Here is a 26,676-nt window from a genome sequence, read left to right as displayed (position 1 = left end):
AATAAAATGGAATGATAATTTGAGCTTTAATACTGAACTACATATACTTACCTTAAGTCAGGATGGCTCCTACACTGCCTATTCTAAAGAATATGAAGAACACTATCACTCTACAAAAGATGGTGCACTAAAAGAATCTTTGCAAAAACATGTGATACCTGCATTTGAACTAGTTCAAAATGATGAGGTGAATATTTTAGATATTTGCTATGGACTTGGTTTTAATACACTCGCAACACTCCTGTATTATGCACAAAACAGACCGCAAACGCAGCTTAATATCTACTCTCCTGAACTAGATTCTGATTTAATCAAATCATTGAAGGATTTTAACTACCCAGAAGAGTTTACTGCGTTTAGAGATGTGATAAATACTTTAAGTGACTCTGGAAAATATACAAATGCTAATGTTTATATAGAGCTTTTTGTAGGCGATGCTAGGGAGTATGTAAAAAGATTTGAAAATAAGTTTGACATAGTCTATCAAGATGCTTTTTCACCTGCTTCAAATCCTCTTCTTTGGACGAAAGAGTATTTTTCAGATATTGTTAAAGCTATGAGAGATGAGGGAATTATAACGACGTACTCCATAGCCTTAAAAACTCGTTTGGCTTTATATGAGAATGGATGTAATATCTATCTCAATTGTGGAGAAGATTATCGTGATGCGACTATTGCTTCTTTGTCTGAGCTTAATGGCTTAGAACTGGTAAACATGCAACATAAAATTTCATGCAATCCTGATGTAAAACCACTGAGTGATGACGATTTAGTCATTAATAACATCTAAAAACTCTTCCCCAAACTGTGCAAATTTCTTTGCACCTACACCATTGACTTCAAGCATCTCTTCTTTATTTGTCGGCATATCATTTGCTAAATGTTTAAGTGTTTTATCTCCAAATATAATATAAGCAGGGACACCCATCTCACTTGCAAGTTCACTGCGTTTAGCTCGAAGTTTTTCAAAGAGTTCATTGTCATAATCAAACTCTTTTTCTTGTTTGATTTGTTTTTCTTTGATATTTATCTGTAGTCTTGAGAGTTTGATATCTACAAGTTTTTGTGATTTTAAAACTTCTATGGCATCGTTTGTGAGTTTGAGTACACTAAAGTCACCTAATGTTAAGATTTTGAGTTCTAAAAGACGCTCAATGATGACAAACCACTCTTTTTTACTTCGTTGCATCCCTATGGCGTAAACAGATAGCTTGTCAGCTGCGTTTGCAAGAATCTTTTGCTCGGTTGAACCTCTTAATATATCTATGATATAGTTTTTTCCAAAGCCTTGATTTGTTTTATATATTGCACTTAAAATCATTTGCGCTTCTTTTGTAATATCTTGGCGTTTATCATCAGAATTAAGGCAGTTATCGCAACGATCTTTACATGAATCTAGTGTATCATTAAAGTATTCGGCTAATTGTTTGTGAAAGCATATCTCACTGGTTGCATATTTGTATATTTTATCTATTTTGGCATCAAGATGGGCTTTATAGTCTTCATTTATGATGTCAGCTAAAAATCTTTTGTGTTGCACCATATCTGAAGCATTAAAGAGGAGTAGAACTTCACTATCTTCACCATCACGACCAGCACGACCTATCTCTTGATAATAATTTTCTTGAGATTTTGGCAGGGACATATGGACAACAAAACGAATATCACTCTTATCTATTCCCATCCCAAAGGCAATAGTAGCAACCATGATATCTATCTTATCATTTACAAAAATTTTAAAATTTTGCTCTCGTATATGCTGAGGAAGTCCTGCATGATAGGCTAAAGACTTGTAGCCATTTACATTTAAAAATGTACTCAACTCTTCTGCTTTTTTGCGAGAACTGACATAAATGATGCCACTCTCATTTTTATGTCTTAGTAAAAAGTTTTTGAGCTGTGCGTGACCATTGCTAATGCGTCGCTGTGCAGAAATGAAAATATTTTTACGAAAAATTTTCCCTTTGAGTAAAAGAGGATTTTCTAAACGCAGCTCACGCATAATGTCGTCTGTTACATTGTCTGTAGAAGTGGCTGTAAACGCAGCGATTGTAGTATTTGGAAAATTCTGCTTGAGATTTCCTAGCGCACGATAATCATCACGAAATTCATGACCCCATTGAGAGATACAGTGTGCTTCATCTATCACAAAGAAGTTGATGTTGAGTCCACGAAGTATTTGGATAGTTGAACCATTGTTTAGACGCTCTGGAGAGAGATAAAGAAACTTTAACTCTCCACTGTAAGCCTCGGCAATGATATCTTGTACCTCTTCATAGCTTTGTGCAGAACTTATCATCTGTGCAGCAATGTTTTGTGCTTGCAGGGCTGCTACTTGGTCTTGCATAAGTGCGATAAGAGGAGAGACTACGATAGTGATACCTGCCATCATCATAGTGGGGAGTTGAAAAACAAGAGATTTTCCACCACCGGTTGGCAGTATCATAAGGAGGTCTTGTCCATTTAAGATGGCATCAACTCCCTCTTCTTGCAAAGAGCGGAAGTTATTGTGTCCAAAGATGTCTTTGAGTACTTGATTTTTTATGATTTTGCCTAGAAACTTGCGTTTATTGCATCGACTTCATCCCAAGAGAGCGAAGTTGATTTTTGATGTTTGATGATGTGCGCGACATAGCGAGCAAACATATCTGTTTCTACATTGACTTTTGAGCCTTTTTTGTAGTTTTTAAAGAGTGTCTCTTTCATCGTATGCGGGATAATTGTGAGACGAAACTCTGCTGCACCTACATCGTTTACGGTCAGGCTGACACCATCTATGGTGATAGAACCTTTGGGCACAATGTAAGGGATAAACTGCTTATCGACTGTGACAAAAATATCATAAGAGTTGCCATTGTTTTTTATCTCTTTAATTGTCCCTATAGTGTCAATATGCCCTTGAACGATATGCCCTTCAAAACGCTCACCCATAGTCATTGCTGGTTCGATATGAACTTCGTTTTTATAGTTTTGTATTGCCAAGAGTTTTTGACTCTCAGGGGAGAGTTCAACTGCAAAACCATCCGGATTTACCTTTACTATAGTTAGGCATGCCCCATTAATAGCGATAGAGTCACCAAGATTTGCTTTGTATTTTGCTTTGATGGTTAGAGTCGAGCCTACAAAACTTTTTACAGTAGCAACTTCTCTAATTAAACCAGTAAACATATATCTATTTCTCCTCTGCCTCATTAGAGGCTAGCTTTAGTGCCTTAGTGGCTAGCGTATCAAAAAATCAAAAGACAATTTTTCCATCTTCTTGTAAGCCTTTGATAATCTCTTTAGCTTTAGCATGTCCTTTATAAGCGGCTTTTCTACATAAATCAAGTGCTTTATCATTGTCCATTTCACAGCCAATACCTTGGTCATACAAGAGACCGAGGTTGTAAAGACCCTCAGCTAATCCACCATCAGCAGCACGCTTAAAGCAGGTAAAACATCTAGCATCATTTTGTGTTACACCATGCCCCTCTTTATAGAGTGCACCAAGATTGTTAAAAGCTTGTAGATGACCGCGTTTAGCAGCTTCTTCGTACCAAAAGGCAGCTTCAGAATAGTTTTGCATACAACCAAGCCCACGCTCTAACATAAGGGCTACTTCATACATTGCAGGGGGAACGCCTCTTGTTGCCGCTTCCATGTGTAGCTCATGTGCTTTAAACATATCATGCGCAACGCCACCAATGCCATTTTCATAAAGAATAGCAAGGTTAAAAAGTGCGTAAGGCTGTTTCGCTTCAGCCGCTTTTGTGTATAACTCTAGTGTTTTTGCTTCATCTTTCTCACAGCCTTGAGCCATTTGGTGCATATAACCTAGAGAAGTTTGTGCATCTGCATTTCCTTCTTTGGCTAATTCTGTGTAGAGTTTGTATGCTGTTTCGTAATCACCATCGTTATAAGCTTTGTTTGCTTTTTCTATCATTATCTTTCATTCTCCGTACGAATCGGCTGTCTGTAGGTTGTTTGGTTCCCTTTTGCAGCAGCTTTTGCTTTTCTGATTTTTTCGAGTAGTTTTTCTTTTGTACTGAGATGTTCGTCTCGAATTTTATGTTCATAACTTCCATCAACTTTAGGGTCATATTCAAGTATCTCAGGTACATAATCTTTAAATAGTTCTGCACTCATATTAAAAACCTTAATTAATTTCCTATATATTATGCAAATGATACTGAAAAATGATAAAATTCGCATTAAGTGTTTGATCAAAGAGTATACTAACAGCAGAAACATAAAAAGATGACTAATGCAAGGCAAAAGTACGCAGGAGCTACTAGTAGCTTCAAGTGCTTTTAACGCAGTCAGTAGTTGTCTTTTTAGGTTTCCCTGTGGGCGATAAAAAAAGTATCCTATTGCGTCGTTAGATTTCCTTGAATTAGCCCTGCTAGTTCTGCGAAAATCTGTCTAGCACTAGAATACTTTTTTTATTGCTGCTGATGGTATATTTTGTGATCAAACACTTTAAGATAATAAAATGGATTTTTAAATGAATTATGATGTAATAGTAGTTGGTGGCGGTCATGCAGGCGTTGAAGCCTCCTTAGCTGCCGCAAGAATGGGTAAAAAAACCTTGTTGATCTCAATGCTCGCAGAAAATGTTGGTGCTACAAGCTGTAATCCTGCAATAGGTGGGCTTGCAAAAGGGCATTTAGTTCGTGAGCTTGATGCACTTGGTGGAGAGATGGGACTTATCACAGATGAGGCCGGAATCCAATTTCGCATCCTTAATCAAACAAAAGGTCCTGCCGTTCGTGGAAGCCGCGCACAGATTGACATGGATAGATATCGTGTTATTGCTAGAAATGTTATTTTAAATACGCCAAATTTAGATTTAGCGCAAGATACTGTTGAGTCATTAATTATTGAAAACAATGAAGTACGAGGTGTTGTAACAACGCTTTTAAATGAGTATAGAGCAAAAAAAGTCATCATCACTTCAGGAACATTTTTAAATGGAATTATTCATGTAGGTGAAGTGCAACAAGAGGCTGGAAGATATGGAGAACAAAGAAGTGTAGGGCTGAGTGCTTCACTTAAAAATGATGCTGGTCTTAACATGGCACGTCTTAAAACAGGTACTTGTGCACGGATTGATAGCTCAACGATTGATTTTTCTGTGATGGAAGAACAAGATGGAGATGCTCTACCAAATCCATTTAGTTTTCGAACAAATCGTGAAGAATTTAGAAAAACAAAAAAACAGCTACCTTGTTATATCGCTTATACAAATCCAGATACGCATAGTATTATAGAGAGTAATTTTTATAGAGCACCGCTTTTTACTGGACAAATTGCAGGAAAAAGTCCAAGATATTGTCCCTCTATTGAAGATAAAATAGACAAGTTTCCTGACAAAGAGAGACATCATCTTTTTTTAGAGCCACAAACGATGGACAACACTGAAATATATGTTAATGGATTGAGTACTTCTTTGCCACCAGAAGTGCAAAGAGAGATGATTCACTCTGTAAAAGGAATGGAAGATGCAAAAATTGTTCGTTATGGATATGCGATAGAGTATGATTTTGTGGATCCCCGTGAATTAAAACATACTTTAGAGACGAAAAAGATCAAAGGTCTCTATTTAGCTGGTCAGATAAATGGAACGACTGGATACGAAGAAGCTGCCGCACAGGGAATTATGGCAGGTATAAACGCAGTGCTTTCACTTCAAGGAAAAGAGCCTTTAATCCTTCGTCGAGATGAAGCTTACATCGGTGTTCTTATTGATGATCTTGTTACAAAAGGAACAAATGAACCCTATCGAATGTTTACATCACGTGCAGAGTACCGACTCCTTCTTCGTGAAGAGTCAGCGGATGTAAGACTCGGACATTATGGACATGAGCTAGGTCTTATCTCGGATGAACAGTATGAAAAAATAAAATTAAAAGCAGAGCAGATTCAAGCCGGAGCACTACTTTTAGAAGAGACAAAATTTACCCCAAATAAAGAGTTTAATGCTTTGTTGGAATCTATGGACGAACAACCGCTCAAAGATGTCTCAACGGCACAGCAGCTTGTAGCGCGTAAAACTTTTGATGTGCAAAAAATGATAACTATCATGCCTGAGCTTGACAAATATGATGATTATATAAAAGAAGAAATATTAGTCGAAGGAAAGTATGCACGTTATGTTGAGAAGCAAAGTTTAGAGATAGAGCGTATGAAAAAATATCTCAAAATTGCTATCCCAGAAGGTTTTGACTTTTCAATTGTAAGTGGTCTGAGTAATGAAATTCAAGAGAAATTAGCAGAGTTTAATCCACCAACCTTACAAGCAGCGATGAATATCAGCGGGATTACACCTGCTGCTATAGAAATACTGCATATATATATTAAAATGGCTAAGAGAAAGTAATGCGTACTTTTTATTATGTACACACTGGGCACAGAATAGGACTTGATAGATTTCGTCGCAGTGTGGCTATCTTGAATGCCATTCAAAATGAAGATATTACGCTTTTAACAAGTGACTATCGCATTGCGCAAGTGGCTCGTGATTTTGGAATTGAAAAAAGTGTCGGACTTGATGTGGTGAGAAATATTCCTCAAATTGCGCATAATGGGGATAAACTCATTTTCGACTCCGTTGAAGCAAATCCAGTTATGCTTGAAGATATGAGAAACTATTTTTCAAAATTCATTCGTATCAGTGATGATAAAAATGATGTAAAAGCAGAAAATGAAGCTTTGCTTTCACCATATTTGAATGGTGAGGGTATCTGTAACTGTCTTCCTGTTCATGAGAAGTATTTTAAAGAATTTGAAAAAAGTGTAGAAATTTCCTACTTTTTTGGTGATGATGATTATGAAAAAGATTTAGAAAAGCATTTTGAATTTATCGAAGATTTAAATCCGCAACTGCAACTTGGATTTTATTACTTTTTAGATTATGAAAGTATGCTTATGAAAAAATTTCCTCAACATTTTGAATTTGAAGAGTATGATGCAATGATAACAAGCAGTAAAATTGTTATTACTGCTTCTCCTCAAGCTGTTTTAGATTCTCTTGCTTCAGGGGGTAAACCAATCTACTTTCAAAGAGAAGATTATACAAGAGATTTTCATTCTTTATTTGAGAGATTGGGTATTCCAATGATTTTTGATTATGATAAAAAAAAGCTACATGAGTTAATTAGAAATATTGACACGGTAGCTTATGCAAAAATAGAACAAAATAGTTACAAAATCACTCACTTTATAAAAGAAAACTTAAATTTATAATTAATTAAAACTTATTTAGTATATAATAAGGGCTGAAAATTCACAAAAGTGAGAAACAATGAAAAATAGTAGCCGTAGAGGTTTTATGGGTAAAGCATTTGGTGCTGTTGCAGGTGTCGGTGCTGTCGGTGCATTATATGCAATGAAAAGAAGCTGGGACCCTTTACCAAGTGTAAAAGCAGCAGGTTTCACGACTCTTGATATGTCTGCATATAAAGACAATGAGTTGATTACAGAAAAATGGAGAGGAAAGCCAATTTTTGTTTTAAAACAGACAAAAACAATGGCTGAAAAAGCAGAGGCAAATCCTAAAGATATTGAGAGACTTATTAAAGTTGGTGATTCTTATTTTATGGTTTGTATTGGATTGTGTACACATCTTGGATGTATTCCAGGATACAACTCTGATGAAGAGTCATTCCTTTGTGCATGTCATGGTGGTATGTATGATTTTACAGGAGAAGTGACAAAAGCTCCGCCACCACGTGGACTAGATATTCCTCCTTTTAAAGTAGATGGAAATAAACTGGTCTTAGGCGAAGAAGGTCCTGAATATAAAAAGATGAAAGAAACTGGCGTAACGCTTTAATAAGGAAAATAAATGGCACATTTTACAAAAGCAACAAGCCTTCACGACTGGTTAAATCAACGCCTTGCTGTTGATACGCTCCGTCGTGTTTTGGCTACAGAATATTGGATTCCAAAAAACATAAATTTTTTATGGGCAATGGGTATGGTTTTAGCTATTACTTTCGCTCTTTTACTTGTTTCTGGAATATTTTTATTGATGTATTATCAACCAAATGTAGACCTTGCATTTGATAGTGTTAACTATACTATTATGCAAGAAGTTGGTTATGGTTGGTTATGGAGACATGTACATGGTGTTGCGGCATCTGTTGTTTTCTTAATCATATATATCCACATGTTTACTGGTATATATTATGGTTCTTACAAAAAGGGACGTGAGATGATTTGGATCTCTGGTATGCTTCTTTTTGTTGCATTCTCAGCAGAAGCATTTTCAGGTTATATGCTTCCATGGGGACAAATGTCTTATTGGGCTGGTATGGTTATCACAAACCTTTTTGCTGGTGGTTCACTGCATGCAGATGGATTAGTTGAATGGATTCGTGGGGATTATGTTCCTGCACAAGCATTCTTAAATCGTTTCTTTATGCTTCATGTATTACTTATTCCTTTAGCAATTATTGGTCTTATTGGTTTACATTTTGGTGCACTTCGTATCCCTCATGTTAACAACCAAGATGGTGAAGAGATTGATTTTGAAGCTGAAGCTGCAAAATATAAAGCTGGGGACAAAAGAAGCTCAAAAGTTATTGCTTTTGTGAATGACTTTATGTCTAAAGATATGATGGTTGTTGGAATTTACCTTATTTTCTTTTTCTATCTTGTCTTTTTTCATTATGATTTCGCAATGGATCCGGTTAACTTTGACCCTGCAAATGGTTTGAAGACGCCTACACATATTTATCCTGAGTGGTATTTCTTATGGTCTTATGAAATTTTACGTCCATTCTCTACAAATGTTGGACTTATTGCTTTTGCATTTGCTCAAGTGATCTTTTTCTTATTACCATTTTTAGATAGAAGTCCAAACGCAGTACCTGCATCTCGTCGTGGTTTGTTTAAATACTGGTTCTGGGCAATGTTGATTGATATGATAATCCTAACTGCAATGGGTAAAGTACCACCTGTTGAGCCGTTTGGAACTATCGGATTTTATGCAGCATTAACGTTTATTGGTTTATGGATTGCACTTCCGTTTATCACTATGTTTGAAAAAAAAGCTTAAGGAGTAAAAAATGAAAGAATTATTTATATTAGTAGTAGTGACTGTTTTTACTCTTGTAACTTACTATTTGGTTGAGCCTTTTGCTCATTCTCAAATGCATAAGCATTACGAGAGTGAAGGTTTTGCGTATGCAGATTTACCTGCATTGACAAAAAAAGGCGATGCAACTCGTGGGAAAGATTTAGTGATGGGAGCTGGTGCTTGTACTGGTTGTCATGGTATTAAAGTGGCAGGTATGCCAGCTCCTATGGATGCTGTTACTGCAGCTGCGTCTTATGGTGTAAACCCACCAGATTTATCAAATGCTGGTTCTGTATATGATGCAAAATTTTTAGGAAATCTTATCAAGAATCCGGCACATGCCTTAATGGTAGAGCATAAATTTGATCCAGCAAAAGGTCAAATGCATCCAATGCCTCAATTTTATGGTGCAGGCGGAGATATGGACCAAGAAGTAGCAGACATGGTTGCTTACTTACAATCTATCGCAGTAAAAGGTGAAGAGTTAACTCCTAAAATGACATTTGAACTTGCTTGTGGTAGATGTCATGCTATGCATTATGAAAAATGGACACAAATTGGTGAGAAACCAGCATTTAAGAAAAAACAAGATGAGTTGGCTTTTGATACACAAGTGTTAGATTACCAAGATTCTCTTGCTAAATATATGGGTACATTACCACCAGATTTGAGTATGTATATTCGTTCACGTGGTGCTCACTATATAGAAACATTTGTTGAAAACCCTCAAAACTACCTTAAAGGGACTGCAATGCCTCGTGTTGGTGTGAATGCAGAAGCTGCTGAGAAAGTTATTGAACATTTAGAAGATGTTGGTGATTCAAAACGTCACGAACGTGAAGAAGTTGGAAAAAATGTAATGATCTACATTATAATATTTGCGATCTTTGCTCTTCTATGGAAAAAAGAAGTGTGGAAAGATTTACACTAGTCTATCCTACATCATAAGGTGAGCAGTAGCTCACCTTATCCTTCCCTCGAAATTACTTCATAAAAATTAATCTTTAATCTGAATTTCAACTGTATTACATATTATGTCGTGTAAAGCTTTTTTATCTTTTCTGTAAAATGGTGTTAAAAGACCAAACAAAATAGTTGCCGAAAATAAAAATGCAATAAAGCGTATGAAAGCTCTTAAAAAAGAGATGTTTTCAAATGTTTTATCATCTAGTACTTTAATATTGTAAGCTTTTTTCCCTGGAGTTTGACCGAATTTTGCAAGTAAGACAGCATAAATAAGACCGTAAAGTGTCACACCTATTAGGGGAGCTAGTTGTGAAGATTGAAATGCATCTTTACCACCCATGATAACATAGGCAATAAGATATAGTATAGGAGCATAAATCATAAATGTATCTGTGATGAGTGCTTTTATTCTATCTGGATAAGAGGCATAAAGGACTTGAACGCGTGGTTCTCTTTTTTGTTTTGTCTGTTTTTTTAGTTTTCTAAATCTCATGCTAGATTATAGGATTATTATGTATAATTTGGAATAAAGGAGTATTATAATGATGAAAAAAATTGTTGCTTTGTTGAGTCTGCTGCTTATAAGTGCTTGTAGTACAACAAAAATGATTCCTCTAGATGATAAAAGTATTTTATGTATCACTACTGCGTTTGAAGTTGATGGTGCTTATAAAATAAACATTGACAATGAAGAAAAAGTTTTAGATACAAAAGATGAAAGAATCATTGTGCAAAGTGGTAAAAAATATATCTATATAACCTATGAACGCCAAAGTGCAGTGATGCATTTAGAGACAAAACCTAGGCAAGAGTATCATTTAAAAGTTGTAAAAACACCTAATGGTGAGATTCAAATTATTAAGATATAATGGCAAAATTAAAATATATTAGGATAAAAAATGCTAATTGATAGCTATGATAGAGTAGTTGATTATTTAAGGGTATCCGTGACCGAGCGGTGTAATTTTAGATGTCAGTACTGTATGCCGGAGAAGCCTTTTTCATGGGTTCCAAAAGAAAACTTATTGACTTTTGAAGAACTTTTTGAGTTTATGAAAGTCGCGATTGATGAAGGTGTGAAAAAAATCCGTATAACAGGTGGCGAACCACTTTTACGTGAGGATTTGGATAAATTTATACATATGATTTATGAATATTCCCCAGATATTGATCTTGCAATGACAACAAATGCTTTTTTACTCAAAGGCACAGCTCAAAGGCTCAAAGATGCAGGACTAAAACGTATCAATGTAAGTATAGACACCCTAAAACCTGAAGTGGCACAGGCTATTGCAGGAAAAGATGTACTTAAAAATGTACTTGAGGGTGTAGAAGAGGCATTAAAAGTTGGGCTTAAAGTTAAAGTAAATATGGTTCCAATGAAAAATATGAATGCAGATGAAATCATAGATGTTTTAGAATATTCTAAAGAGCGTGGCATGACGGTGCGTTTTATCGAATATATGCAAAACAAGTTTGCTAAAGCAGATATATCTGGACTCAAGTCAGATGAACTTTTAGAAATTTTACGTACAAAATATGAGTTTGAAGATGAAGGATTTGATGGTAGCTCTCCTTCTCACTATTATCGTATGAAAGATGCTTACAGGTTTGGCATTATCGAGCCCTATGGTGATGATTTTTGTAAGCAGTGTAATCGCATTCGATTGACAGCGGAGGGAAATCTTATCCCATGTTTGTATTTTGATGAAGCGATGAGTATCGCAGAATCAATTAAACGTGGGGACATCAAAGGTGCAGCAGCTGTGCTAAAAGAAGTCGTACGTACAAAACCTGAGAAAAACCGCTGGGGTGGAGAAGATGATGAAAGCTCTAACCGTGCATTTTATGAGACGGGTGGATGATTTACCTCGTTGAACACTTTTACTCTATACAAGGGGAAGGAAAGTATGTAGGTACACCTTCTTTCTTTTTTCGTTTTGGTGGATGCAATATGAAATGTGAGGGTTTTGCTTGCAGTGAACGTGCTCCCAATGGAGATGAAGTTTTAGGCTGTGATACAGTCTATGCAGTAAATAAAGAGCATTTCTTGCAAAATTGGATTCCTATAAATAAAGCGCAAGAGTTGTTGAATGTCTTGTCTTTATATGATTTACCTGAAGCTGTAGATATTGTACTTACTGGTGGTGAACCACTTATTTATGCAAATGATGAAGTATTTGTTATGTTTTTAGAAATGCTTGTTGCAAATGGACATCAGATAACTTTTGAGACTAATGGCTCTCTATCCGTTGATTTTGAAAAGTATCCTGTTTATAAGGAGTGTATTTTTGCACTTTCAGTAAAGCTTTCAAATTCAAATGAACCAGAGTCTAAGCGTATCAGAGGAGATGTGATTTATAATATCGCATCTAATGCAAAGGATGCGTTTTTTAAGTTCTCTATTGACAAAGAATCCATCAATATTGCGCTTGAAGATGAGATACAAAGCATTTGTATACATTCTCCTCAAACGAAAGTTTATTGTATGCCGGTTGCTGGAAATAAAGAAGAACTTGAAGAAAATACAGAACCGCTTATTGAGTTTTGTAAAGCAAAGGGATATAACTTTAGTGATAGACTGCATATACGAATTTGGGATGCAAATAAAGGGGTGTAAGTATGATAATAAGAAAACTGTTTAAATTTGAAAATGCACATATTGTGAGAGGGTGTTCTACTATTAAGTGTAGAAGTTCTATCCATGGACACTCTTACAAAATTGAACTTCTTTTTGAGTCAAATTTTTTAGATAATGGTCAGATGGTGTATGACTTTGGTTTGATGAAGCAGAATATGAAAGATTTGATTGAGAGTTTTGATCATGCTATTGCTTTGTGGCGAGATGATGATACTGCGTTTGTAGAAGATATGAAAAAACATTCTGCACGCTGGGTTTTGCTTCCTGTTTCTCCCTCAGCTGAACAATTTTCTCGTGTCATATTTGTAATGATAGATAAACTGTTACAGCTTACCTCTAAAATCAATGGCGAAAAAGAGGTAAAACTTCATAGTGTGATAGTGCATGAGACAGAGACTGGTTATGCACAATGCTTTAATGAAGATGCTTATTCTGAAAATATGGGAAAAATAAAACTTGAAGAGATTATCTTCTCACAGCAAGTGCTGAATGATTTTAAAGATAGCGAACTTTTTGAGAAGATAAAAAGAGAAGAGAAGTTTATAAACCCTGAGTCAGTCTAACTAACTAGGCTTTTGATCTTCTCTGTTGTAAAACTAAATTTTGTACTGATGATTTTTACAATTGCATCTTTTTTTATTTGGGAACACTCCTCACTTACCATGATAAAAGCATTTGCATAAGCAAGTGGTGAGACCATTCCCGGTGCAAACTCTTCACATACAGAAAAATACTCTCCATCAAAATATCCTGGTATTAAGCTTCTTCTTCCTGCTCTAAGTTTATAGTCATCTTTCATTTTTGCATCTATAGTATTGATAAATTTCTTTTTGACACCACTCATAGCATAGATGATACTTTGTCCAAAGAGTTCAAAGTTTAAAGCAGCCGCCATTGGATTTCCTGGAAGGTTTAAGATGATTTTATCGCCTGTTTTTCCAAAAGTTGTTGGTTTACCGGGTTTTATTTCTACTTTATCAAAAAGTATTTCATAGCCAAACGCAGTAAATGCTTCTTTAGTAAAGTCTGCATCCCCAACGCTTACCCCTCCAGATGTAATGATAAAATCACACTCAAGTGCACTTTTTATATGAGTATGAATATCCTCAAGTGTATCTGCTGCAGTACCTATGAACTCTACTTCGCAACCAAGCTCTTTTGCGCGTGAGAGTAGTGTTGGTGTGTTTGTATTGTAGAGTTGATACTCTTCTACATTTTCAAAATGCATTTTTAGCTCATTTCCAGAGGCAAAGAGCGCAACTCTTGGCTTTTTATATACTTTTATATGAGAAATACCTTGAGATGCTAAAAGCGTGATCTGATGTGCATCAATTTTATCTCCATGACACAGTAGCTGCGTTTGCTTTTTGATATCTTCACCGCTTAGTCTAATATGCTTAGACATTGTAAGGTTATCTGGAAGTTTGACACCGCTTTGGCATACTTGAGTCTCTTCTATGGGAACAATACACTGTGTTCCAAGTGGAATCCTCGCCCCTGTCATGATCTTAATCGCTTGACCGTGTTTGAGTTCACCTCTAAAGTCATCCCCAGCAAAAATTGTGCAGCCTACTTCTACGCATTTATTTGAATCTTCAACTTTTACAGCATAGCCATCCATAGCGGAGTTGTCAAAGGGAGGAAGGTTATGTGTAGCAATAATATCTTCGGCTAAAATGAAGCCTAAAGCCTCTTCAATAGGAATGATTTTTATGGATTTAGGTTTTGTATTGGTGTAGATAAGTTCTAAAGCTTTTTCAATTGAAACAGTCATAATAAGGCATCCTTTTATTGCGTACTTTGTTTAGTGGGCATATTTTACTATAATTTCGTTATGAATGAAATGTATACTATGGGTTTATCCCTACACAGTTGGAGTGCAGTCGGTTTTTTAGTGGTGATTTTTTTAAATCTTTTTATACTTATCTCCTCAAAAGATCTTGAAAAATATAAGCGTATGAATGCTTTGTATCTTATGCCTTTGATGATAACGATACTTGGAACACTGCTTTTTACGGGCATTGTCATGATGGCAGCGAAACATCTCTCTTTTAGTGTTGAAAATATCATTATGATAATTTTGGCTATTGTTCTCATAGTGCTTGAAGCCAAACGTGCAAAAGGTTTAAAGTATTTAAGTACTACAAAAGAGCATGCTTTTAATGTCTATAAGCCTTTTGCAAGAACAATTTTACAGATTGAATTTATACTTGTAGTGCTTATCTCTTTATGGATGTGGTTTATTTAGTATGATTTATCTTTTGAATGAAGATGCAGGAAAAGAGTCTTTTCGCATTAAGGGAGAGGATTTTAAATACCTTATCAAAGTACGCCGTCACGGAGTAGGTGATACCCTTGGCTTTCGTAATCCACATGAGATAGAGCGACTTCACATTTACAGATTGCAAGAGATAGAAGCTCGAGGTGCATTTTTTGAACGTGTATCATCAGAAATTTTAGAAATAAAAGCAATGAAAAGTCTGCACATTGGCTGGTGTGTTATTGATAACAAATCAGTTGAAAAGGTTTTGGCAAGTTTAAATGAAATTGGTGTTGAGAAAATATCATTTGTCTATTGCGACAGAAGCCAAAAGAATTTTAAACCAGATTTTAAACGCTATGAGCGGATTTTACAAGCATCCAATCAGCAGTGTGGAAGAACGCAGATGATGGAGTTTGATACCTATAAAAACATCGAAACTTTTATTGAAAACTTTCCAGATACAAAAGTATTTGATTTTACTCCAAAAATTTTAGCGTGTGAGAGTGATTTTACAACTGTGCTGATTGGTTGTGAAGGTGGATTTTCTCCAAAAGAGAAAGAATTTTTAGCAAATCAAGAGGTCTTTCGTCTCAATACTCCTATGGTACTGCGTTCAGAAAGTGCAGCACTAGCAGTGGCTTCAAAAATACTTTTGTAATGTATATTTGGCGCAATTTAAGAAAAATTTGGTTATAATTCGCTTTACAAAATTCTGCCCCCATACGGAATTAAAAAATATATAGATATTCGTACTTCGACGAGTGTCAAAAGGTAAAAAGATGAAAAAAGGTATTCACCCAGAGTTAGTTGATTGTACTGTAACATGTGCATGTGGAAATAGTTTTGTAACAAAAAGCCAAAAACCAGAAATGAAAATAGATATTTGTAATGAATGTCACCCATTCTTCACAGGTTCTGAGCGTATGGTTGATACTGCTGGACGTATCGAGAAATTTAACGCACGTTACAATAAAAAATAATTTTTTAACTTGCTAACTTTAGTTCCAACTCCGATTGGAAATATTGGCGACATCTCACTTAGAGCTATTGAAGCTTTGAGTGGTGCCGACATTCTACTTTGCGAAGATACTCGCGTCACAAAAAAACTCATCCACATTTTGAAAGAACGTTATAACACTGCGTTTAAAGAAGATCAAGAATTTATTTCACTGCATTCTCATAACGAGTCAGCTTTTGTTGAAAAACTAGAACCCTCTTTTTTTGAACAAAATGTTGTTTATGCTAGTGATGCAGGCATGCCGGGTGTGAGTGATCCTGGACAAGTTTTAGTTTCTTATTGTCTTGAAAATGGACTTAAATATGATGTGCTACCTGGTGCAAACGCAGTACTTACTGCGTTTGTAGCAAGTGGATTTTGTGAAACAAAGATGCTCTTTTTTGGATTTTTAGATCATAAAGGTGCAAGTCGAAGTGAAGGACTACACCAAGCATTGCATAATGGATATACTACAGTGTTGTATGAGTCTCCACATCGTTTGGAAAAACTTCTTTTAGAGCTAGATAAAGAAGCTCCTCAGCGGGAGATATTTTTATGCAAAGAGCTTACAAAGAAATATCAGAGATATTTGCGTGGTACTGCTAGTGAAATACTTAAAACTTTGGATGGAAATTTTCGGGGTGAGTGGGTTGTCGTGATTAAAGCAAGTGCTGCTCAAAATAGTTCTGCTGTAAGTGAAAATGATATATTAGCACTTGATTTACCTAAAAAAGTACAAGCCAAACTTATCGCCAAAATTACAGGTGAAAATGTCAAAGAGATATATCAACGACTCCTTTAGTATGAATTTATATATAATTTTTGTAAAAATAAGCTACTAGACACCTTTTTTAGATAAAATACACTTATGTTAATTTATGCAAAACAACCAATCTACTATCTTATCAACCACTATCCGCAAAAAATAAAGACACTTTATCTTGCAAAAGAACTCGACAAAAAAGAGTATTCTCGTCTTATGAAAATGGGCTTTGAAATCAAACGTATTCCAAATGAAGCTGCTGTAAAGATGAGTAAAAATTCTAATCATCAAGGTTTTTTAGCTGAGGTTGAAGATTATAAACTTCATGATTATAAGACTTTTTTTGATAAAGATTTTGTTCTTGTTTTAGCCGGTTTAACGGATGTAGGCAATATTGGTGCGATAGTTCGAAGTGCGTATGCTTTAGGTGTTGAGGCTATCATCGTTAGCGGGATTAAGCATTTAAATATTGAACCTGTCCTTAGAACAAGTACAGGAGCTTTGTTTGATATGCCTTTAGCTGTAGAGCAAAATATTCATAACTTACTGAATGATTTTAAAATGTCAGGTTTTATAAGTTATGGTGCTGATATGGGTGGTACAGATATACGAGAAGTAAACATTGCGAAAAAAAGAGTCTTGGTTCTAGGCAATGAAGGTGAAGGACTCACTTCTCGGGTTAGTTCTAAGCTCGACAAGATTGTAAGCATAAAAATGGCGCATGATTTTGACTCTTTAAATGTCAGTGTTGCCGGAGCTATTTTAATGGATAGGATGCGATATGAGTGAGACAGTAGAAAAACTCAAAAAAATTGGTGCGCAAAAAATATCAGAAGATACACATATTCCTATTGTTCATATTCAAGCGATTTTAGATGAAGATTTTGATGGTTTTACACGTGTTCAGTTTATAGGTTTTATAGGTATCTTGCAAAGAGAATACAATCTAAATTTAGATGAGTTAAAAGAGCAAGGGCTTTTGTGTTTTAAAGATGAACCATTAGCAGAAGAAATATTTGATGCAGGTGTTTTTGGATCACCTAAGAAGTCTATAAATCTTACCATTGTTTATATAGTGATTGCTATAATTATCTTTTTAGTTGCTTTGTATTATACGCTTGGTGTAGCACAAAACTCAAATGAGAAGAGACTCAAAGTAGATAATACTACAATAGAAAAAGCTGCTAAGAATATAAAAAAACCACTTCTTGCAAAAATAGAAGTCAATGCTACAAGTGCTGATGTCGTAGAAGTAAACCTTACAAAAGTAGAGAAAAAAACGCCTTCAATAAAAAAAGAAAAAGCAGTTGTATATTCTTTAGAAGTGATGCCACGTTCAAAAGTATGGCTTGGTTACGTTGATGTAGAAACAAATAAAAAGTACCAAAGAACTTTTAAAACTCCTTTTGAATTAGACCCTAAAAAAGAGTGGATATTGATGTTTGGACACGGGTATGTTGATGTAAATCTTAATGGAAAGAAAATCAAATTTAATAATAAAAATACTTTGAGACTTTGGTATAAAGATGGAAAACTCCAAGAGATTAGTGCAGATGAATTTAAAAGACTCAACCGAGGCCGTAGATGGTAAAGCTCTTTGTAAGCTTTTTGTTATCAGTCGTAGTTTTATCTGCACTAGAAAATCAATTTACGCTTGATGGTGTAGAATCATATGACGATCCGGTTATTGCAAAGATAAAAACTTTTATAGATGAAAAAACTTATACAAATAATGAAGATTTCATTCGTGTTATTTTTGATCCAAAGTCTGCTTATTATATAAAAGACAGAGTTGATGCCGTTAAAATTATACAAACACTTAAAGATAATGGACTCTTAAAACTTTTTTTTAAATCACCTCAAGAATTTACATTGAATTTTAAAACAAATGGTTATCCTATCTTCTTTGTGCGAATTATGGATGATACACTACGAAGTATAGGGTATTTTAGATATGTTACGAGCGCATCTCATCTTGATGCTTCAGAGTTTTCATGGAGTATTAAGCTTGTTTCAGAGTATTTAACTGACCCACTGATTTTACAAAATGAACTCAACAAAAGTGGTTGTGAAATCGTAGATGTAACACGAAACAATGCAAAAGAGTGGACTTTTACTATAGATATGGATGAAGGACATCTCAACCTTCCAAAACTTGAAAATGCAAAAAAAGTAGAATTGCGTCGTTCTTTGTATGCACATTGGTTTAATGTTTCTGAGATTCGCGGACTCAATATTAATAGTTCAAGACGAAATCATTGGTATCCATATATTGCATATTATGACGCTTCTCTTCATCTTGTTAAGTTACTCAAAAGAGATAGAGTCTATAAAAAAATTTCACTTGTGATACCTAAAAATGCGAAGTATATGAAAATATCAGATTTGTATACGCTTAAAAATGTACGAGATGGACTAATCTTACATCCCCTAGGAAGTAGATAACTTTCTTCGATGTTACCTTATTCTAATAATTTTTTGCTAAAATAACATTAATTATTTTAGAGGGCAAAAAATGTTTGATGAGTTTAAATTTAATAGAGTTGAGAGACTTCCTAAGTATGTATTTGCAGAAGTAAATGACATTAAAATGGCTGAGCGTCGTGCAGGTAAAGATGTAATTGATTTTTCTATGGGTAATCCTGATGGACCTACTCCTGAGCATATAAGAGATAAACTCATTGAGTCAGCCCAAAAAACAAAAACACATGGATACTCTTCTTCAAAAGGAATTCCTAAACTACTCAAAGCAATTGCTGACTGGTATGAGCGTCGTTATGATTGTAAGCTTGACCCAGAGACTGAATGTGTAGCAACTATGGGCTCAAAAGAGGGTTATGCGCATCTTACCTATGCTATTACAAATCCAGGTGATGTCGCTGTAGTTCCAGATCCTACGTATCCTATCCATGAGTATTCTTTTATACTTGCTGGTGGAAATGTTATAAAATTTGGCTTAGAGTTTGATGAGCATTATAATCTTGATGAAGATAAATTTTTTGAAAGTCTAGAAAAAGTTTTCAAAGAGAGCTCTCCAAAACCAAAATATGTACTGGTAAACTTTCCACATAATCCAACGACAGCAACAGTAACACCAGAGTTTTATGAGCGTCTAGTTGCTATGGCAAAAGAGAAGCGATTTTACATAATCTCAGATATAGCCTATGGTGATATAACATTTGATGGTTACAAAACTCCTTCGATTATGCAAGTCAAAGGCGCTAAGGATGTTGCAGTAGAATCATTTACACTTTCAAAAAGCTACAATATGGCTGGATGGCGTGTTGGCTTTTTTGTAGGTAATCCTAAACTTATAGGGGCATTACAAAAGATTAAATCATGGCTTGATTATGGGATGTTTACTCCTATTCAAGTTGCTGCGACTGTTGCACTAAATGGGGATCAAACCTGTGTACAAGAGATTACAGATAAGTATAATCATCGTCAGGAAGTACTCATTGAAGCATTTGGCCGTGCTGGTTGGCATATCAATAAAAATCAGGCGAGTATGTTTTCTTGGGCTAAAATCCCAGAGTGTGCTGCACATTTAGGTTCATTGGAATTTTCAAAAAGACTTTTAACTGAAGCAGGTGTTGCTGTTGCTCCGGGAATTGGTTTTGGTGAATATGGAGAAGGTTATGTGCGTATAGCACTTATAGAAAATGATAACCGAATTCGCCAAGCAGCAAGAAATGTTAAAGAATTTTTGAAGCAGTTCGATTGTGGTAAGGAAAATAAATAATGATTAAAGTTGGAATTATAGGTGTTGGAACTGTTGGAACAAGTGTTGCCAATATTTTAAAAGATAATGCAGATGTGATTTCTGCGCGTGCTGGTAATAAGATAGTTGTCAAAAGTGGAGTAGTGAAGAACCTTTCAAAAGAGCGTGGTTTAGACATCAAACTAACAGATAATATTGATGATATTTTACAAGATGAGACAATAGACATTGTAGTAGAACTTATGGGTGGGGTTGATGAAGCATTTGAAGTTGTAAAACGTGCACTTGCAGCTGGTAAAGCAGTTGTTACTGCAAACAAAGCACTACTAGCGTATCATAGATATGAGCTTCAAGAATTAGCGGGTGATATTCCCTTTGAGTTTGAAGCAAGTGTTGCTGGGGGTATTCCTATCATTACAGCATTGCGTGATGGACTCTCTGCAAATCACATAGAATCCATCATGGGAATAATGAATGGTACTTGTAACTATATGATGAGCAAAATGACAGACGAGGGTGTAGCTTATGATGCTATACTTAAAGAGTCTCAAGAGCTTGGCTACGCAGAAGCAGATCCAACTTTTGATGTTGGTGGTTATGATGCGGCACATAAACTTCTCATCTTAGCTTCTATTGCTTATGGTATTAATGCAAAACCTGAAGATATTCTTATCGAAGGTATTGAAAATGTTACACAAGAAGATATCGCATTTGCTAAAGAGTTTGGTTATGCTATCAAATTACTGGGAATTGCAAAAAAAGATGCAAATGAAGTGGAACTTCGTGTTCATGCATGTTTAATTAAAAAAGAAGAGATGATAGCAAAGATTGACGGTGTTATGAATGGTATCTCTGTGGTCGGTGACAAAGTAGGTGAAACACTCTATTATGGTCCGGGTGCTGGTGGTGATGCAACGGCTTCTGCTGTTGTAGCAAATATCATTGATATTGCAAGAAGTGGTAAATCTACACCAATGCTTGGGTTTAACAAACCTATGGAAGGGAACCAACTGACATTAAAATCTAATGATGATATAGAGTCAAAATACTACCTTCGAATTAATGTAAATGATAGAGCTGGAGTTTTGGCTAATCTTGCAAAAATATTTGAAAATCATCATATTTCCATTGAGACAATGCTACAACGTCCGAGTGAAAAAGAGAGCGCAAATTTACTGATTTCTACCCATTGTGCAAGAGAAAAAAATCTCAAAAATATGATAAACGAGATAGAGTCTCTTAACTTTGTAAATGGAAGACCTGCTATGATTAGGATAATCTAATTTAGTGGAACATCATATGCTCTTGAGAAAAATAAGCATAACACTTATTATTTTATGAGGGTTTTTGTTACGGGTGCGAGTAGTGGACTTGGGGCAGAGTTTGCCCGTCAATATGCTGCGTTTGATAATGAACTTATACTCTTAGCAAGACGAAAAGAACGCCTTGAGGCTTTACGAGATGAGTTAAAAGATAAATGTAAAAATATCAGCATTATAGCTGTTGATGTGACAGATTTTGAGCTTTTACAAAAGAAGATAGATGCCATGACAGTACCTGATCTGGTCATACTCAATGCTGGTGTTTCACTTGGACACTCAGGGGATATTGCCACTATTAAAGAGTTTAAACATTTGTATGATGTCAATGTTCTTGCAAATCATGCTATTTTAGAGATATTACTCCCAAAACTCAAAGCTAAACGCAGTGCTAAGATAGTATTTATCTCTTCGCTCTCTTCTCTTTTTACAATGCCGAGTGCAAAGGTATATGCATCTTCAAAACGTGCGTTAAATGCCTATGCTGAAGGCATTAGATATAAATATGCGCCTTATGGAATTAAAGTGATAACGCTTTTGCCTGGATTTATAAAAAGTGAGCTTACGGATAAAAATGAGTTTAAGATGCCTTTTTTGCTTGAGACAGAGGAAGGGGTTAAACGAATGAAAAATGCCATAGAAAAAGGAAAAAAGTTCTATGCATTTCCGCTTAGGTTTTATTTAATCATTCACATTATAAACTTACTTCCAAGCTTTTTAAGACAAAGAATTGTAAACTCCACAAAATAGATTTCTTTGAACAATCTTATTGAATTGTAGTTATCGTGAGGGATGGGAAAAAATGGAAAACATAGAAACAATAGACAGCGTATGTACATACTGTGGGGTAGGGTGTGATATAGCCGCTCATGTAGATGTCAAAGAGAATAAAATCAAAAAGATTTTTGCCCATCCTGATGGAGTAGTGTCCCAAGGGAAACTTTGTATCAAGGGAAAGTACGGGTTTGATTTTGTTGATGCTGATGATAGACTTCGTATTCCCCGTATCAAAAAGAGTTTTCTTGCAGAAAATCCTGCTATTAAAGAAGCAGTAGTAGATACACTTACAGAATTAGACGATGTTTGGTATGAGACTACACTACAGAGTGCTACAACAGCAGCCGCTATGAAGATGAGAGAGGTACAAGAAAAGTATGGACGTAAGGCAATTTGTTCTATTGGTGGAGCACGTACTTCTTGTGAATCAGCTTATCTTTTTCAAAAATTTACACGCCATACTTTAAACTCTCCTCATGTTGATAACTGTGCACGGGTATGTCACTCTCCTTCTTTGCGAGGTATGCGTGAGACTATCGGTGAGGGCGCTGCAACAAATCCTTATAACGATATATATAATGCTGAGTTTATGATCGTTATCGGGTCAAATACAACAGAAGCGCATCCCATCATTGCAAATCGCATTCTTGATGTCGCACGTGAACATGATAACTTAGCAGTTTTTGATGTTCGAGAGATAAAACTTCATCGTTTTGCAAAGTATAAGGCTATCATGCCACATGAAGCAAATCTTCTTATTTTAAATATGCTTGCCTATGTTATTATAGATGAAGAGCTGTATGATGAGAGTTTTGTTGCAGACAGAACAAAAGGATTTTTGGACTTTAAAGAGAAAATCTTGAGTGACCATTATGCAAATCCTGACTATTTTAAGAGTATTGAAGGCTATGAATATCTTGCAAAAATGCTACGTAAAGTAGCACGAGAGTATGCACTTAAAAAGTCTATGATTTTTTGGGGACTTGGCATCACTGAACATACTGATGGAAGTTACGCTGTTATGGCTATAACACACTTGGCTCTTATGACAGGAAATATCGGTAAACCGGGGGCAGGACTTATGCCTCTTCGTGGTCAAAATAATGTTCAAGGCGCTTGTGATATGGGAATGCTTCCTTATTATGACCCTGACTACGAAACTCCAAAAGAAGTTGGTCTTATGACACCACAGCTTGTTGATGCGATGCTTGAAGATGAAGTAAAAGTTGTGCTCAACATTGGAGAGGATTTAACACATATTCATCCAAATCTTAACAAAGTAGATAAAGCATTTGAAAAATTAGAGATGATTTTTGTTCAAGAGCTTTTTATGACGGATATTGCACATCGTGCTGATATTGTTGTGGGTGTAAAGTCTGCTTATGAAAAAACAGGTGTTTACATCAATGCTATGAGAAGACTGCATCTCTCACAACCCTTAGTCAAATCAGACCTGCCAGATGATTGGGAAGTATTACAAATACTTGATAATAAAATGGGCGGAGATGCGAACTACAATTCAAGTAAAGATGTTTGGAGTGAAGTGCAACGTGTAGCGTATAAACGTTTTAGCGGGGCAGATTATCACAGACTAGAAAAACATCGTAAACGTGGACTACAATGGCCTGTACATACAGAAGATACACCTATTTTACATCAGCTTGATTTTCGAACAGATGATGGGTATGGATACTTCAAATACCATCAGTACAAACTACGTGGAATGATACAAGAGATACAAAGCAAAAAACTTGATGGATATCATCTTACTACAGGAAGAACGCTAGCACACTACAACAATGCAGCACAAACTAAACGCAGTGCGAAGCTCAATGACAGATATGACGAAGATATTTTGTTGGTTTATGAAGAGGATGCTGCAGACTTTACAAGTGAGAAGGTGATACTCAAGACAGAGTTTGGTGAAACAAATCCTTTGACTATTAAGTTTACAGACAAAGTACAACCAAAAACACTTTTTGCAACTTTTCATCATGCAGACTCCAAAATAAACAATCTTTTCGGAGATAAAAGTGATGAACTTATCTTAACTGCTGCGTTTAAGTCTATAAAAGTAAATGTGATTAACTGCTAATATTTATGTCAGTAATTTCAAGATGTATATATGAGTAGAGTAAAAGGAAATATAGCAGAAGAGAAGGCTTGTAGATATCTTATTGAGCTTGGTCATACGATAGTTGAGAGAAACTTCTATGCTCGTTTTGGGGAGATAGATATCATAAGCTCAAAAGATGATGTACTACATTTTGTTGAGGTTAAAAGTGGAGAAGATTATGAACTTGCTATTCAAAATATCACACCGACAAAACTTTCACGACTTATTAAAACAGCCAATGTTTATATGAAAAAAAATGCTCTGGATGTTACTTTTACTTTTGATGCAGTTATTGTAACACCAAATGAAATTGCTATTGTAGAAAATATCACTCTTTAGTTAAGTCCGCCTCATCGAGCATAGTCACAAATCCTGCAGGTTCTAAGACACCAAAACTCTCAAAAAGTATCTTGCCATTAGAATCTAGAAAATAGTGGCGTGGTACGCCAAACTTTTGAAACTTTTCTGGGATGTAGTGTCTGTCACGTGAGAGATAAATGACCTTATAGTCTTGCTTGAGTCTTTTTATAATCCATTTTTTAGAAAGTGTTTTTTCTTTAAACATTTTACAAAAATGACATTTGTCAGCACCTATAAAGAGATAAATATTTTTATGCTCTTTTTGTGCAAGTTTCAGAGTTTTGTTGTAATCATGGGACCAATTGTCTGCTTCATATCCACTTAGAAAGGAATACAAGATAGAAATTAAGATAAATATTTTCATGATACTATTGTAATGAGTTTTTATTTACAATTTGTTTACCATTTCTTGTTTTTTTAATAGTACAATTTCTAGTAATTATAAAATGCATAAGGAAAAGTTATGAAAAGAAGATTGCCTTGGTGGTTAGGTGGGATATTGATGAGTTTATTACTCTTATTTACATTTTCTGTATTTGGAGCAGATAGACCTATTGGAGCATCTACTTATGTTCCTTATTATGCAGGGATATTGTTTGGCATGGATCCAGAACAGTATACTTACCTTCAAGAGATAGAAAAACCTGGAGCATGGGAAGGTGTGATGCTTCTTGGTGCTTTAGTCGGTGGGCTTTTTACCTCTGTTTTTATAACAAAATCTTTTCGTATCAGTGTTATGCCAAGTGCATGGAAGCGTTACAAAAATAATTCTGTAAAGTCTCGTCTTGTTTGGAGCTTTATCTCTGGATTTTTTCTTATTGTAGGCGCGAGACTTGCTGGCGGATGCACATCAGGGCATTTTCTCTCAGGAATGAGCCAAACTGCTTTTAGCAGCATGATATTTGGGGGAGTTGTTTTGGTGACACTACTCATTACTGGTAAGTTTTTTTATAACAAAGGAGCTTCAAAATGAGTATGAGTGAATATATTGATTTTGTTTTAGACAGAACAGAAAATATGTACAATATTGTTCAGTATGAGGGGCATGGTTCATTTTGGATGGTCTTTTTTATCGGTATCTTGTTTGGTGGAATTATCCAATACACAAGGGTTGATAAATTTGAAAAGATAGCTGGTTTTGCAATGGGTAAAGATACAATCATCCCAAAAATGCTTTTTTTAGCGATCGGAATTACAAGTATAGCTCTCTATTTTGCGATAAAAATGGGGTATGCATCGTATCATGTAAAACCTATGATAATCTCCGGTTTAGTTATTGGGGGTATTTTATTTGGTATCTCTATGGCTATTCTTGGAAAATGTCCAGGAACAGGTCCTGTCTCTATAGCAGAGGGAAGAGTTGATGTTCTTGTAGGTGCAGTTGGTGGTATTTTCGGTGGGTATGTTTTTACAAAATATTACGACACAATCTTTAAACCACTTATGGGCGAAAACCATGGAAAAATAAGCTTGGTAGATGTTAGTGGGGAGCATGCAACATTTTTTGTATTGTTATATGGAATTGCACTTATTATCATTGCTATAGCAATTCCAAAAATGGAACTTCTTGATGAAGCAGATCTTGAGCAGTTAGAAAAATAAGAGCATGCATGTCAAAATTGAACACAAGATTTTGAGTTTGTAAAATAAAAATTATTTTATAAATGATATAATCTCTCATATTATTTAGTA

The 26,676-nt window shown here is 35.4% G+C and carries 31 protein-coding genes; 24 read left to right on the top strand and 7 right to left on the bottom strand.

Annotation, left to right across the window (positions count from 1 at the left end; genetic code table 11):
• Positions 1-19 precede the first annotated feature (19 nt).
• Positions 20-790, top strand: a complete 771-nt coding sequence (locus MV052_RS00995; protein ID WP_297440095.1) for an MnmC family methyltransferase — start codon at positions 20-22, stop codon at positions 788-790.
• Here MV052_RS00995 and recQ read toward each other — a convergent pair.
• From recQ to MV052_RS00975, 4 genes are all read right to left on the bottom strand, one after another.
• A complete protein-coding gene (recQ, locus tag MV052_RS00990) occupies positions 770-2,545 on the bottom strand; it encodes a DNA helicase RecQ (RefSeq protein WP_297440119.1) in 1,776 nt (591 codons plus the stop codon). The two genes, MV052_RS00995 and recQ, sit on opposite strands and share 21 nt — an antisense overlap.
• A gap of 8 nt (positions 2,546-2,553) precedes the next feature.
• Positions 2,554-3,168, bottom strand: a complete 615-nt coding sequence (ribE, locus tag MV052_RS00985; protein ID WP_297440093.1) for a riboflavin synthase — start codon at positions 3,166-3,168, stop codon at positions 2,554-2,556.
• A gap of 67 nt (positions 3,169-3,235) precedes the next feature.
• The gene (locus MV052_RS00980; RefSeq protein ID WP_297440091.1) at positions 3,236-3,922 is read right to left on the bottom strand and encodes a tetratricopeptide repeat protein; all 687 of its coding nucleotides are present in this window, start codon (positions 3,920-3,922) and stop codon (positions 3,236-3,238) included.
• Positions 3,922-4,125 (bottom strand): hypothetical protein, encoded by a 204-nt coding sequence (locus MV052_RS00975; RefSeq protein ID WP_297440090.1) that lies wholly within the window; start codon positions 4,123-4,125, stop codon positions 3,922-3,924. The genes MV052_RS00980 and MV052_RS00975 overlap by 1 nt, the downstream gene beginning before the upstream one ends.
• A gap of 358 nt (positions 4,126-4,483) precedes the next feature.
• Here MV052_RS00975 and mnmG point away from each other — a divergent pair, with 358 nt between their 5' ends.
• The 5 genes from mnmG to MV052_RS00950 are packed head-to-tail and all read left to right on the top strand — an operon-like array spanning position 4,484 to position 9,992.
• On the top strand, positions 4,484-6,358 hold the full coding sequence (gene mnmG / locus MV052_RS00970; RefSeq protein ID WP_297440089.1) for a tRNA uridine-5-carboxymethylaminomethyl(34) synthesis enzyme MnmG: 1,875 nt from the start codon (positions 4,484-4,486) through the stop codon (positions 6,356-6,358).
• Entirely contained in the window at positions 6,358-7,224 is an 867-nt protein-coding gene (locus tag MV052_RS00965; protein WP_297440088.1) for a hypothetical protein, read from the top strand. The genes mnmG and MV052_RS00965 overlap by 1 nt, the downstream gene beginning before the upstream one ends.
• A 58-nt stretch (positions 7,225-7,282) precedes the next feature.
• A complete protein-coding gene (petA, locus tag MV052_RS00960) occupies positions 7,283-7,813 on the top strand; it encodes a ubiquinol-cytochrome c reductase iron-sulfur subunit (protein ID WP_297440087.1) in 531 nt (176 codons plus the stop codon).
• Positions 7,814-7,825: 12 nt separating this feature from the next.
• A complete protein-coding gene (locus tag MV052_RS00955) occupies positions 7,826-9,040 on the top strand; it encodes a cytochrome bc complex cytochrome b subunit (RefSeq protein WP_297440086.1) in 1,215 nt (404 codons plus the stop codon).
• A 10-nt stretch (positions 9,041-9,050) separates the two neighbouring features.
• Positions 9,051-9,992 carry a c-type cytochrome gene (locus MV052_RS00950; protein ID WP_297440084.1) on the top strand — a complete coding sequence of 314 codons (942 nt, stop codon included), beginning with the start codon at positions 9,051-9,053 and terminating at the stop codon, positions 9,990-9,992.
• Positions 9,993-10,058: 66 nt separating this feature from the next.
• Here the strand turns inward: MV052_RS00950 and MV052_RS00945 are convergent, their stop codons facing one another.
• Positions 10,059-10,520, bottom strand: coding sequence for an RDD family protein (locus MV052_RS00945; RefSeq protein ID WP_297440083.1), 462 nt, complete (start codon positions 10,518-10,520; stop codon positions 10,059-10,061).
• A gap of 49 nt (positions 10,521-10,569) precedes the next feature.
• Between MV052_RS00945 and MV052_RS00940 the strand changes: the two genes are divergently transcribed.
• Genes MV052_RS00940 through MV052_RS00925 form a run of 4 tightly spaced genes read left to right on the top strand, consistent with a single transcriptional unit; the run spans position 10,570 to position 13,231 of the window.
• Positions 10,570-10,896: a hypothetical protein gene (locus tag MV052_RS00940; RefSeq protein WP_297440081.1), complete on the top strand. Its 327-nt coding sequence runs from the start codon at positions 10,570-10,572 to the stop codon at positions 10,894-10,896.
• A gap of 30 nt (positions 10,897-10,926) precedes the next feature.
• On the top strand, positions 10,927-11,892 hold the full coding sequence (gene moaA / locus MV052_RS00935; protein ID WP_297440079.1) for a GTP 3',8-cyclase MoaA: 966 nt from the start codon (positions 10,927-10,929) through the stop codon (positions 11,890-11,892).
• On the top strand, positions 11,889-12,647 hold the full coding sequence (locus MV052_RS00930) for a 7-carboxy-7-deazaguanine synthase QueE (RefSeq protein ID WP_297440077.1): 759 nt from the start codon (positions 11,889-11,891) through the stop codon (positions 12,645-12,647). Before moaA ends, MV052_RS00930 begins: the two co-directional genes overlap by 4 nt.
• Before the next feature lie 2 nt (positions 12,648-12,649).
• The gene (locus MV052_RS00925) at positions 12,650-13,231 is read left to right on the top strand and encodes a 6-carboxytetrahydropterin synthase (RefSeq protein WP_297440075.1); all 582 of its coding nucleotides are present in this window, start codon (positions 12,650-12,652) and stop codon (positions 13,229-13,231) included.
• Here MV052_RS00925 and glp read toward each other — a convergent pair.
• On the bottom strand, positions 13,228-14,442 hold the full coding sequence (gene glp / locus MV052_RS00920; protein WP_297440073.1) for a gephyrin-like molybdotransferase Glp: 1,215 nt from the start codon (positions 14,440-14,442) through the stop codon (positions 13,228-13,230). The genes MV052_RS00925 and glp overlap by 4 nt on opposite strands.
• A gap of 60 nt (positions 14,443-14,502) precedes the next feature.
• Between glp and MV052_RS00915 the strand changes: the two genes are divergently transcribed.
• The 12 genes from MV052_RS00915 (at position 14,503) to MV052_RS00860 (ending at position 24,963) form a co-directional block, all read left to right on the top strand.
• The gene (locus MV052_RS00915) at positions 14,503-14,916 is read left to right on the top strand and encodes a hypothetical protein (RefSeq protein ID WP_297440071.1); all 414 of its coding nucleotides are present in this window, start codon (positions 14,503-14,505) and stop codon (positions 14,914-14,916) included.
• A gap of 1 nt (position 14,917) precedes the next feature.
• Entirely contained in the window at positions 14,918-15,589 is a 672-nt protein-coding gene (locus MV052_RS00910; protein WP_297440068.1) for a 16S rRNA (uracil(1498)-N(3))-methyltransferase, read from the top strand.
• A gap of 121 nt (positions 15,590-15,710) precedes the next feature.
• The gene (gene rpmE / locus MV052_RS00905) at positions 15,711-15,911 is read left to right on the top strand and encodes a 50S ribosomal protein L31 (RefSeq protein ID WP_297440066.1); all 201 of its coding nucleotides are present in this window, start codon (positions 15,711-15,713) and stop codon (positions 15,909-15,911) included.
• A gap of 9 nt (positions 15,912-15,920) precedes the next feature.
• Positions 15,921-16,730, top strand: coding sequence for a 16S rRNA (cytidine(1402)-2'-O)-methyltransferase (gene rsmI / locus MV052_RS00900; protein WP_297440063.1), 810 nt, complete (start codon positions 15,921-15,923; stop codon positions 16,728-16,730).
• A 66-nt stretch (positions 16,731-16,796) separates the two neighbouring features.
• The gene (gene rlmB, locus MV052_RS00895) at positions 16,797-17,480 is read left to right on the top strand and encodes a 23S rRNA (guanosine(2251)-2'-O)-methyltransferase RlmB (protein ID WP_297440061.1); all 684 of its coding nucleotides are present in this window, start codon (positions 16,797-16,799) and stop codon (positions 17,478-17,480) included.
• Positions 17,473-18,282: a hypothetical protein gene (locus tag MV052_RS00890; RefSeq protein WP_297440060.1), complete on the top strand. Its 810-nt coding sequence runs from the start codon at positions 17,473-17,475 to the stop codon at positions 18,280-18,282. The genes rlmB and MV052_RS00890 overlap by 8 nt, the downstream gene beginning before the upstream one ends.
• Positions 18,276-19,136 (top strand): hypothetical protein, encoded by an 861-nt coding sequence (locus MV052_RS00885; RefSeq protein WP_297440058.1) that lies wholly within the window; start codon positions 18,276-18,278, stop codon positions 19,134-19,136. Before MV052_RS00890 ends, MV052_RS00885 begins: the two co-directional genes overlap by 7 nt.
• 70 nt (positions 19,137-19,206) lie before the next feature.
• A complete protein-coding gene (locus MV052_RS00880) occupies positions 19,207-20,433 on the top strand; it encodes an LL-diaminopimelate aminotransferase (protein ID WP_297440056.1) in 1,227 nt (408 codons plus the stop codon).
• Positions 20,433-21,695 (top strand): homoserine dehydrogenase, encoded by a 1,263-nt coding sequence (locus MV052_RS00875; protein ID WP_297440054.1) that lies wholly within the window; start codon positions 20,433-20,435, stop codon positions 21,693-21,695. The genes MV052_RS00880 and MV052_RS00875 overlap by 1 nt, the downstream gene beginning before the upstream one ends.
• A 54-nt stretch (positions 21,696-21,749) precedes the next feature.
• Positions 21,750-22,481: an SDR family NAD(P)-dependent oxidoreductase gene (locus MV052_RS00870; protein ID WP_297440052.1), complete on the top strand. Its 732-nt coding sequence runs from the start codon at positions 21,750-21,752 to the stop codon at positions 22,479-22,481.
• A 52-nt stretch (positions 22,482-22,533) separates the two neighbouring features.
• A complete protein-coding gene (locus tag MV052_RS00865; protein ID WP_297440050.1) occupies positions 22,534-24,603 on the top strand; it encodes a molybdopterin-dependent oxidoreductase in 2,070 nt (689 codons plus the stop codon).
• Between the two features lie 30 nt (positions 24,604-24,633).
• Positions 24,634-24,963 carry a YraN family protein gene (locus MV052_RS00860; RefSeq protein ID WP_297440047.1) on the top strand — a complete coding sequence of 110 codons (330 nt, stop codon included), beginning with the start codon at positions 24,634-24,636 and terminating at the stop codon, positions 24,961-24,963.
• On the opposite strand, the gene MV052_RS00855 is transcribed toward MV052_RS00860, so the two are convergent.
• A complete protein-coding gene (locus MV052_RS00855; protein ID WP_297440045.1) occupies positions 24,953-25,348 on the bottom strand; it encodes a thioredoxin family protein in 396 nt (131 codons plus the stop codon). The genes MV052_RS00860 and MV052_RS00855 overlap by 11 nt on opposite strands.
• A 99-nt stretch (positions 25,349-25,447) precedes the next feature.
• On the opposite strand from MV052_RS00855, the gene MV052_RS00850 reads away from it, so the two are divergent.
• Together MV052_RS00850 and MV052_RS00845 are read left to right on the top strand one after the other, a co-directional pair.
• Positions 25,448-25,957, top strand: coding sequence for a YeeE/YedE thiosulfate transporter family protein (locus tag MV052_RS00850; RefSeq protein ID WP_297440044.1), 510 nt, complete (start codon positions 25,448-25,450; stop codon positions 25,955-25,957).
• Positions 25,954-26,586, top strand: coding sequence for a YeeE/YedE thiosulfate transporter family protein (locus MV052_RS00845; RefSeq protein ID WP_297440042.1), 633 nt, complete (start codon positions 25,954-25,956; stop codon positions 26,584-26,586). The genes MV052_RS00850 and MV052_RS00845 overlap by 4 nt, the downstream gene beginning before the upstream one ends.
• Positions 26,587-26,676 lie beyond the last annotated feature (90 nt).

It is taken from the genome of Sulfurimonas sp., from assembly GCF_026988655.1.
Lineage (GTDB): Bacteria > Campylobacterota > Campylobacteria > Campylobacterales > Sulfurimonadaceae > Sulfurimonas.
Note: the sequence above shows the minus strand (reverse complement) of the source record. Positions and strands in the feature narration are given on the sequence as shown.

Bases quoted from the DNA above. Each gene is read 5' to 3' on its own strand.
- MV052_RS00865 (WP_297440050.1), top strand. From the start codon at position 22,534: ATGGAAAACATAGAAACAATAGACAGCGTATGTACATACTGTGGGGTA.
- MV052_RS00855 (WP_297440045.1), bottom strand. From the start codon at position 25,348: ATGAAAATATTTATCTTAATTTCTATCTTGTATTCCTTTCTAAGTGGA.
- glp (WP_297440073.1), bottom strand. From the start codon at position 14,442: ATGACTGTTTCAATTGAAAAAGCTTTAGAACTTATCTACACCAATACA.
- MV052_RS00915 (WP_297440071.1), top strand. From the start codon at position 14,503: ATGAATGAAATGTATACTATGGGTTTATCCCTACACAGTTGGAGTGCA.
- MV052_RS00870 (WP_297440052.1), top strand. From the start codon at position 21,750: ATGAGGGTTTTTGTTACGGGTGCGAGTAGTGGACTTGGGGCAGAGTTT.
- rpmE (WP_297440066.1), top strand. From the start codon at position 15,711: ATGAAAAAAGGTATTCACCCAGAGTTAGTTGATTGTACTGTAACATGT.
- MV052_RS00975 (WP_297440090.1), bottom strand. From the start codon at position 4,125: ATGAGTGCAGAACTATTTAAAGATTATGTACCTGAGATACTTGAATAT.
- moaA (WP_297440079.1), top strand. From the start codon at position 10,927: ATGCTAATTGATAGCTATGATAGAGTAGTTGATTATTTAAGGGTATCC.
- rlmB (WP_297440061.1), top strand. From the start codon at position 16,797: ATGTTAATTTATGCAAAACAACCAATCTACTATCTTATCAACCACTAT.
- MV052_RS00860 (WP_297440047.1), top strand. From the start codon at position 24,634: ATGAGTAGAGTAAAAGGAAATATAGCAGAAGAGAAGGCTTGTAGATAT.
- MV052_RS00940 (WP_297440081.1), top strand. From the start codon at position 10,570: ATGATGAAAAAAATTGTTGCTTTGTTGAGTCTGCTGCTTATAAGTGCT.
- MV052_RS00885 (WP_297440058.1), top strand. From the start codon at position 18,276: ATGGTAAAGCTCTTTGTAAGCTTTTTGTTATCAGTCGTAGTTTTATCT.
- MV052_RS00925 (WP_297440075.1), top strand. From the start codon at position 12,650: ATGATAATAAGAAAACTGTTTAAATTTGAAAATGCACATATTGTGAGA.
- MV052_RS00910 (WP_297440068.1), top strand. From the start codon at position 14,918: ATGATTTATCTTTTGAATGAAGATGCAGGAAAAGAGTCTTTTCGCATT.
- MV052_RS00955 (WP_297440086.1), top strand. From the start codon at position 7,826: ATGGCACATTTTACAAAAGCAACAAGCCTTCACGACTGGTTAAATCAA.
- mnmG (WP_297440089.1), top strand. From the start codon at position 4,484: ATGAATTATGATGTAATAGTAGTTGGTGGCGGTCATGCAGGCGTTGAA.
- MV052_RS00845 (WP_297440042.1), top strand. From the start codon at position 25,954: ATGAGTATGAGTGAATATATTGATTTTGTTTTAGACAGAACAGAAAAT.
- MV052_RS00930 (WP_297440077.1), top strand. From the start codon at position 11,889: ATGATTTACCTCGTTGAACACTTTTACTCTATACAAGGGGAAGGAAAG.
- MV052_RS00890 (WP_297440060.1), top strand. From the start codon at position 17,473: ATGAGTGAGACAGTAGAAAAACTCAAAAAAATTGGTGCGCAAAAAATA.
- petA (WP_297440087.1), top strand. From the start codon at position 7,283: ATGAAAAATAGTAGCCGTAGAGGTTTTATGGGTAAAGCATTTGGTGCT.
- MV052_RS00965 (WP_297440088.1), top strand. From the start codon at position 6,358: ATGCGTACTTTTTATTATGTACACACTGGGCACAGAATAGGACTTGAT.
- ribE (WP_297440093.1), bottom strand. From the start codon at position 3,168: ATGTTTACTGGTTTAATTAGAGAAGTTGCTACTGTAAAAAGTTTTGTA.
- MV052_RS00850 (WP_297440044.1), top strand. From the start codon at position 25,448: ATGAAAAGAAGATTGCCTTGGTGGTTAGGTGGGATATTGATGAGTTTA.
- MV052_RS00880 (WP_297440056.1), top strand. From the start codon at position 19,207: ATGTTTGATGAGTTTAAATTTAATAGAGTTGAGAGACTTCCTAAGTAT.
- MV052_RS00945 (WP_297440083.1), bottom strand. From the start codon at position 10,520: ATGAGATTTAGAAAACTAAAAAAACAGACAAAACAAAAAAGAGAACCA.
- MV052_RS00980 (WP_297440091.1), bottom strand. From the start codon at position 3,922: ATGATAGAAAAAGCAAACAAAGCTTATAACGATGGTGATTACGAAACA.
- MV052_RS00950 (WP_297440084.1), top strand. From the start codon at position 9,051: ATGAAAGAATTATTTATATTAGTAGTAGTGACTGTTTTTACTCTTGTA.
- MV052_RS00875 (WP_297440054.1), top strand. From the start codon at position 20,433: ATGATTAAAGTTGGAATTATAGGTGTTGGAACTGTTGGAACAAGTGTT.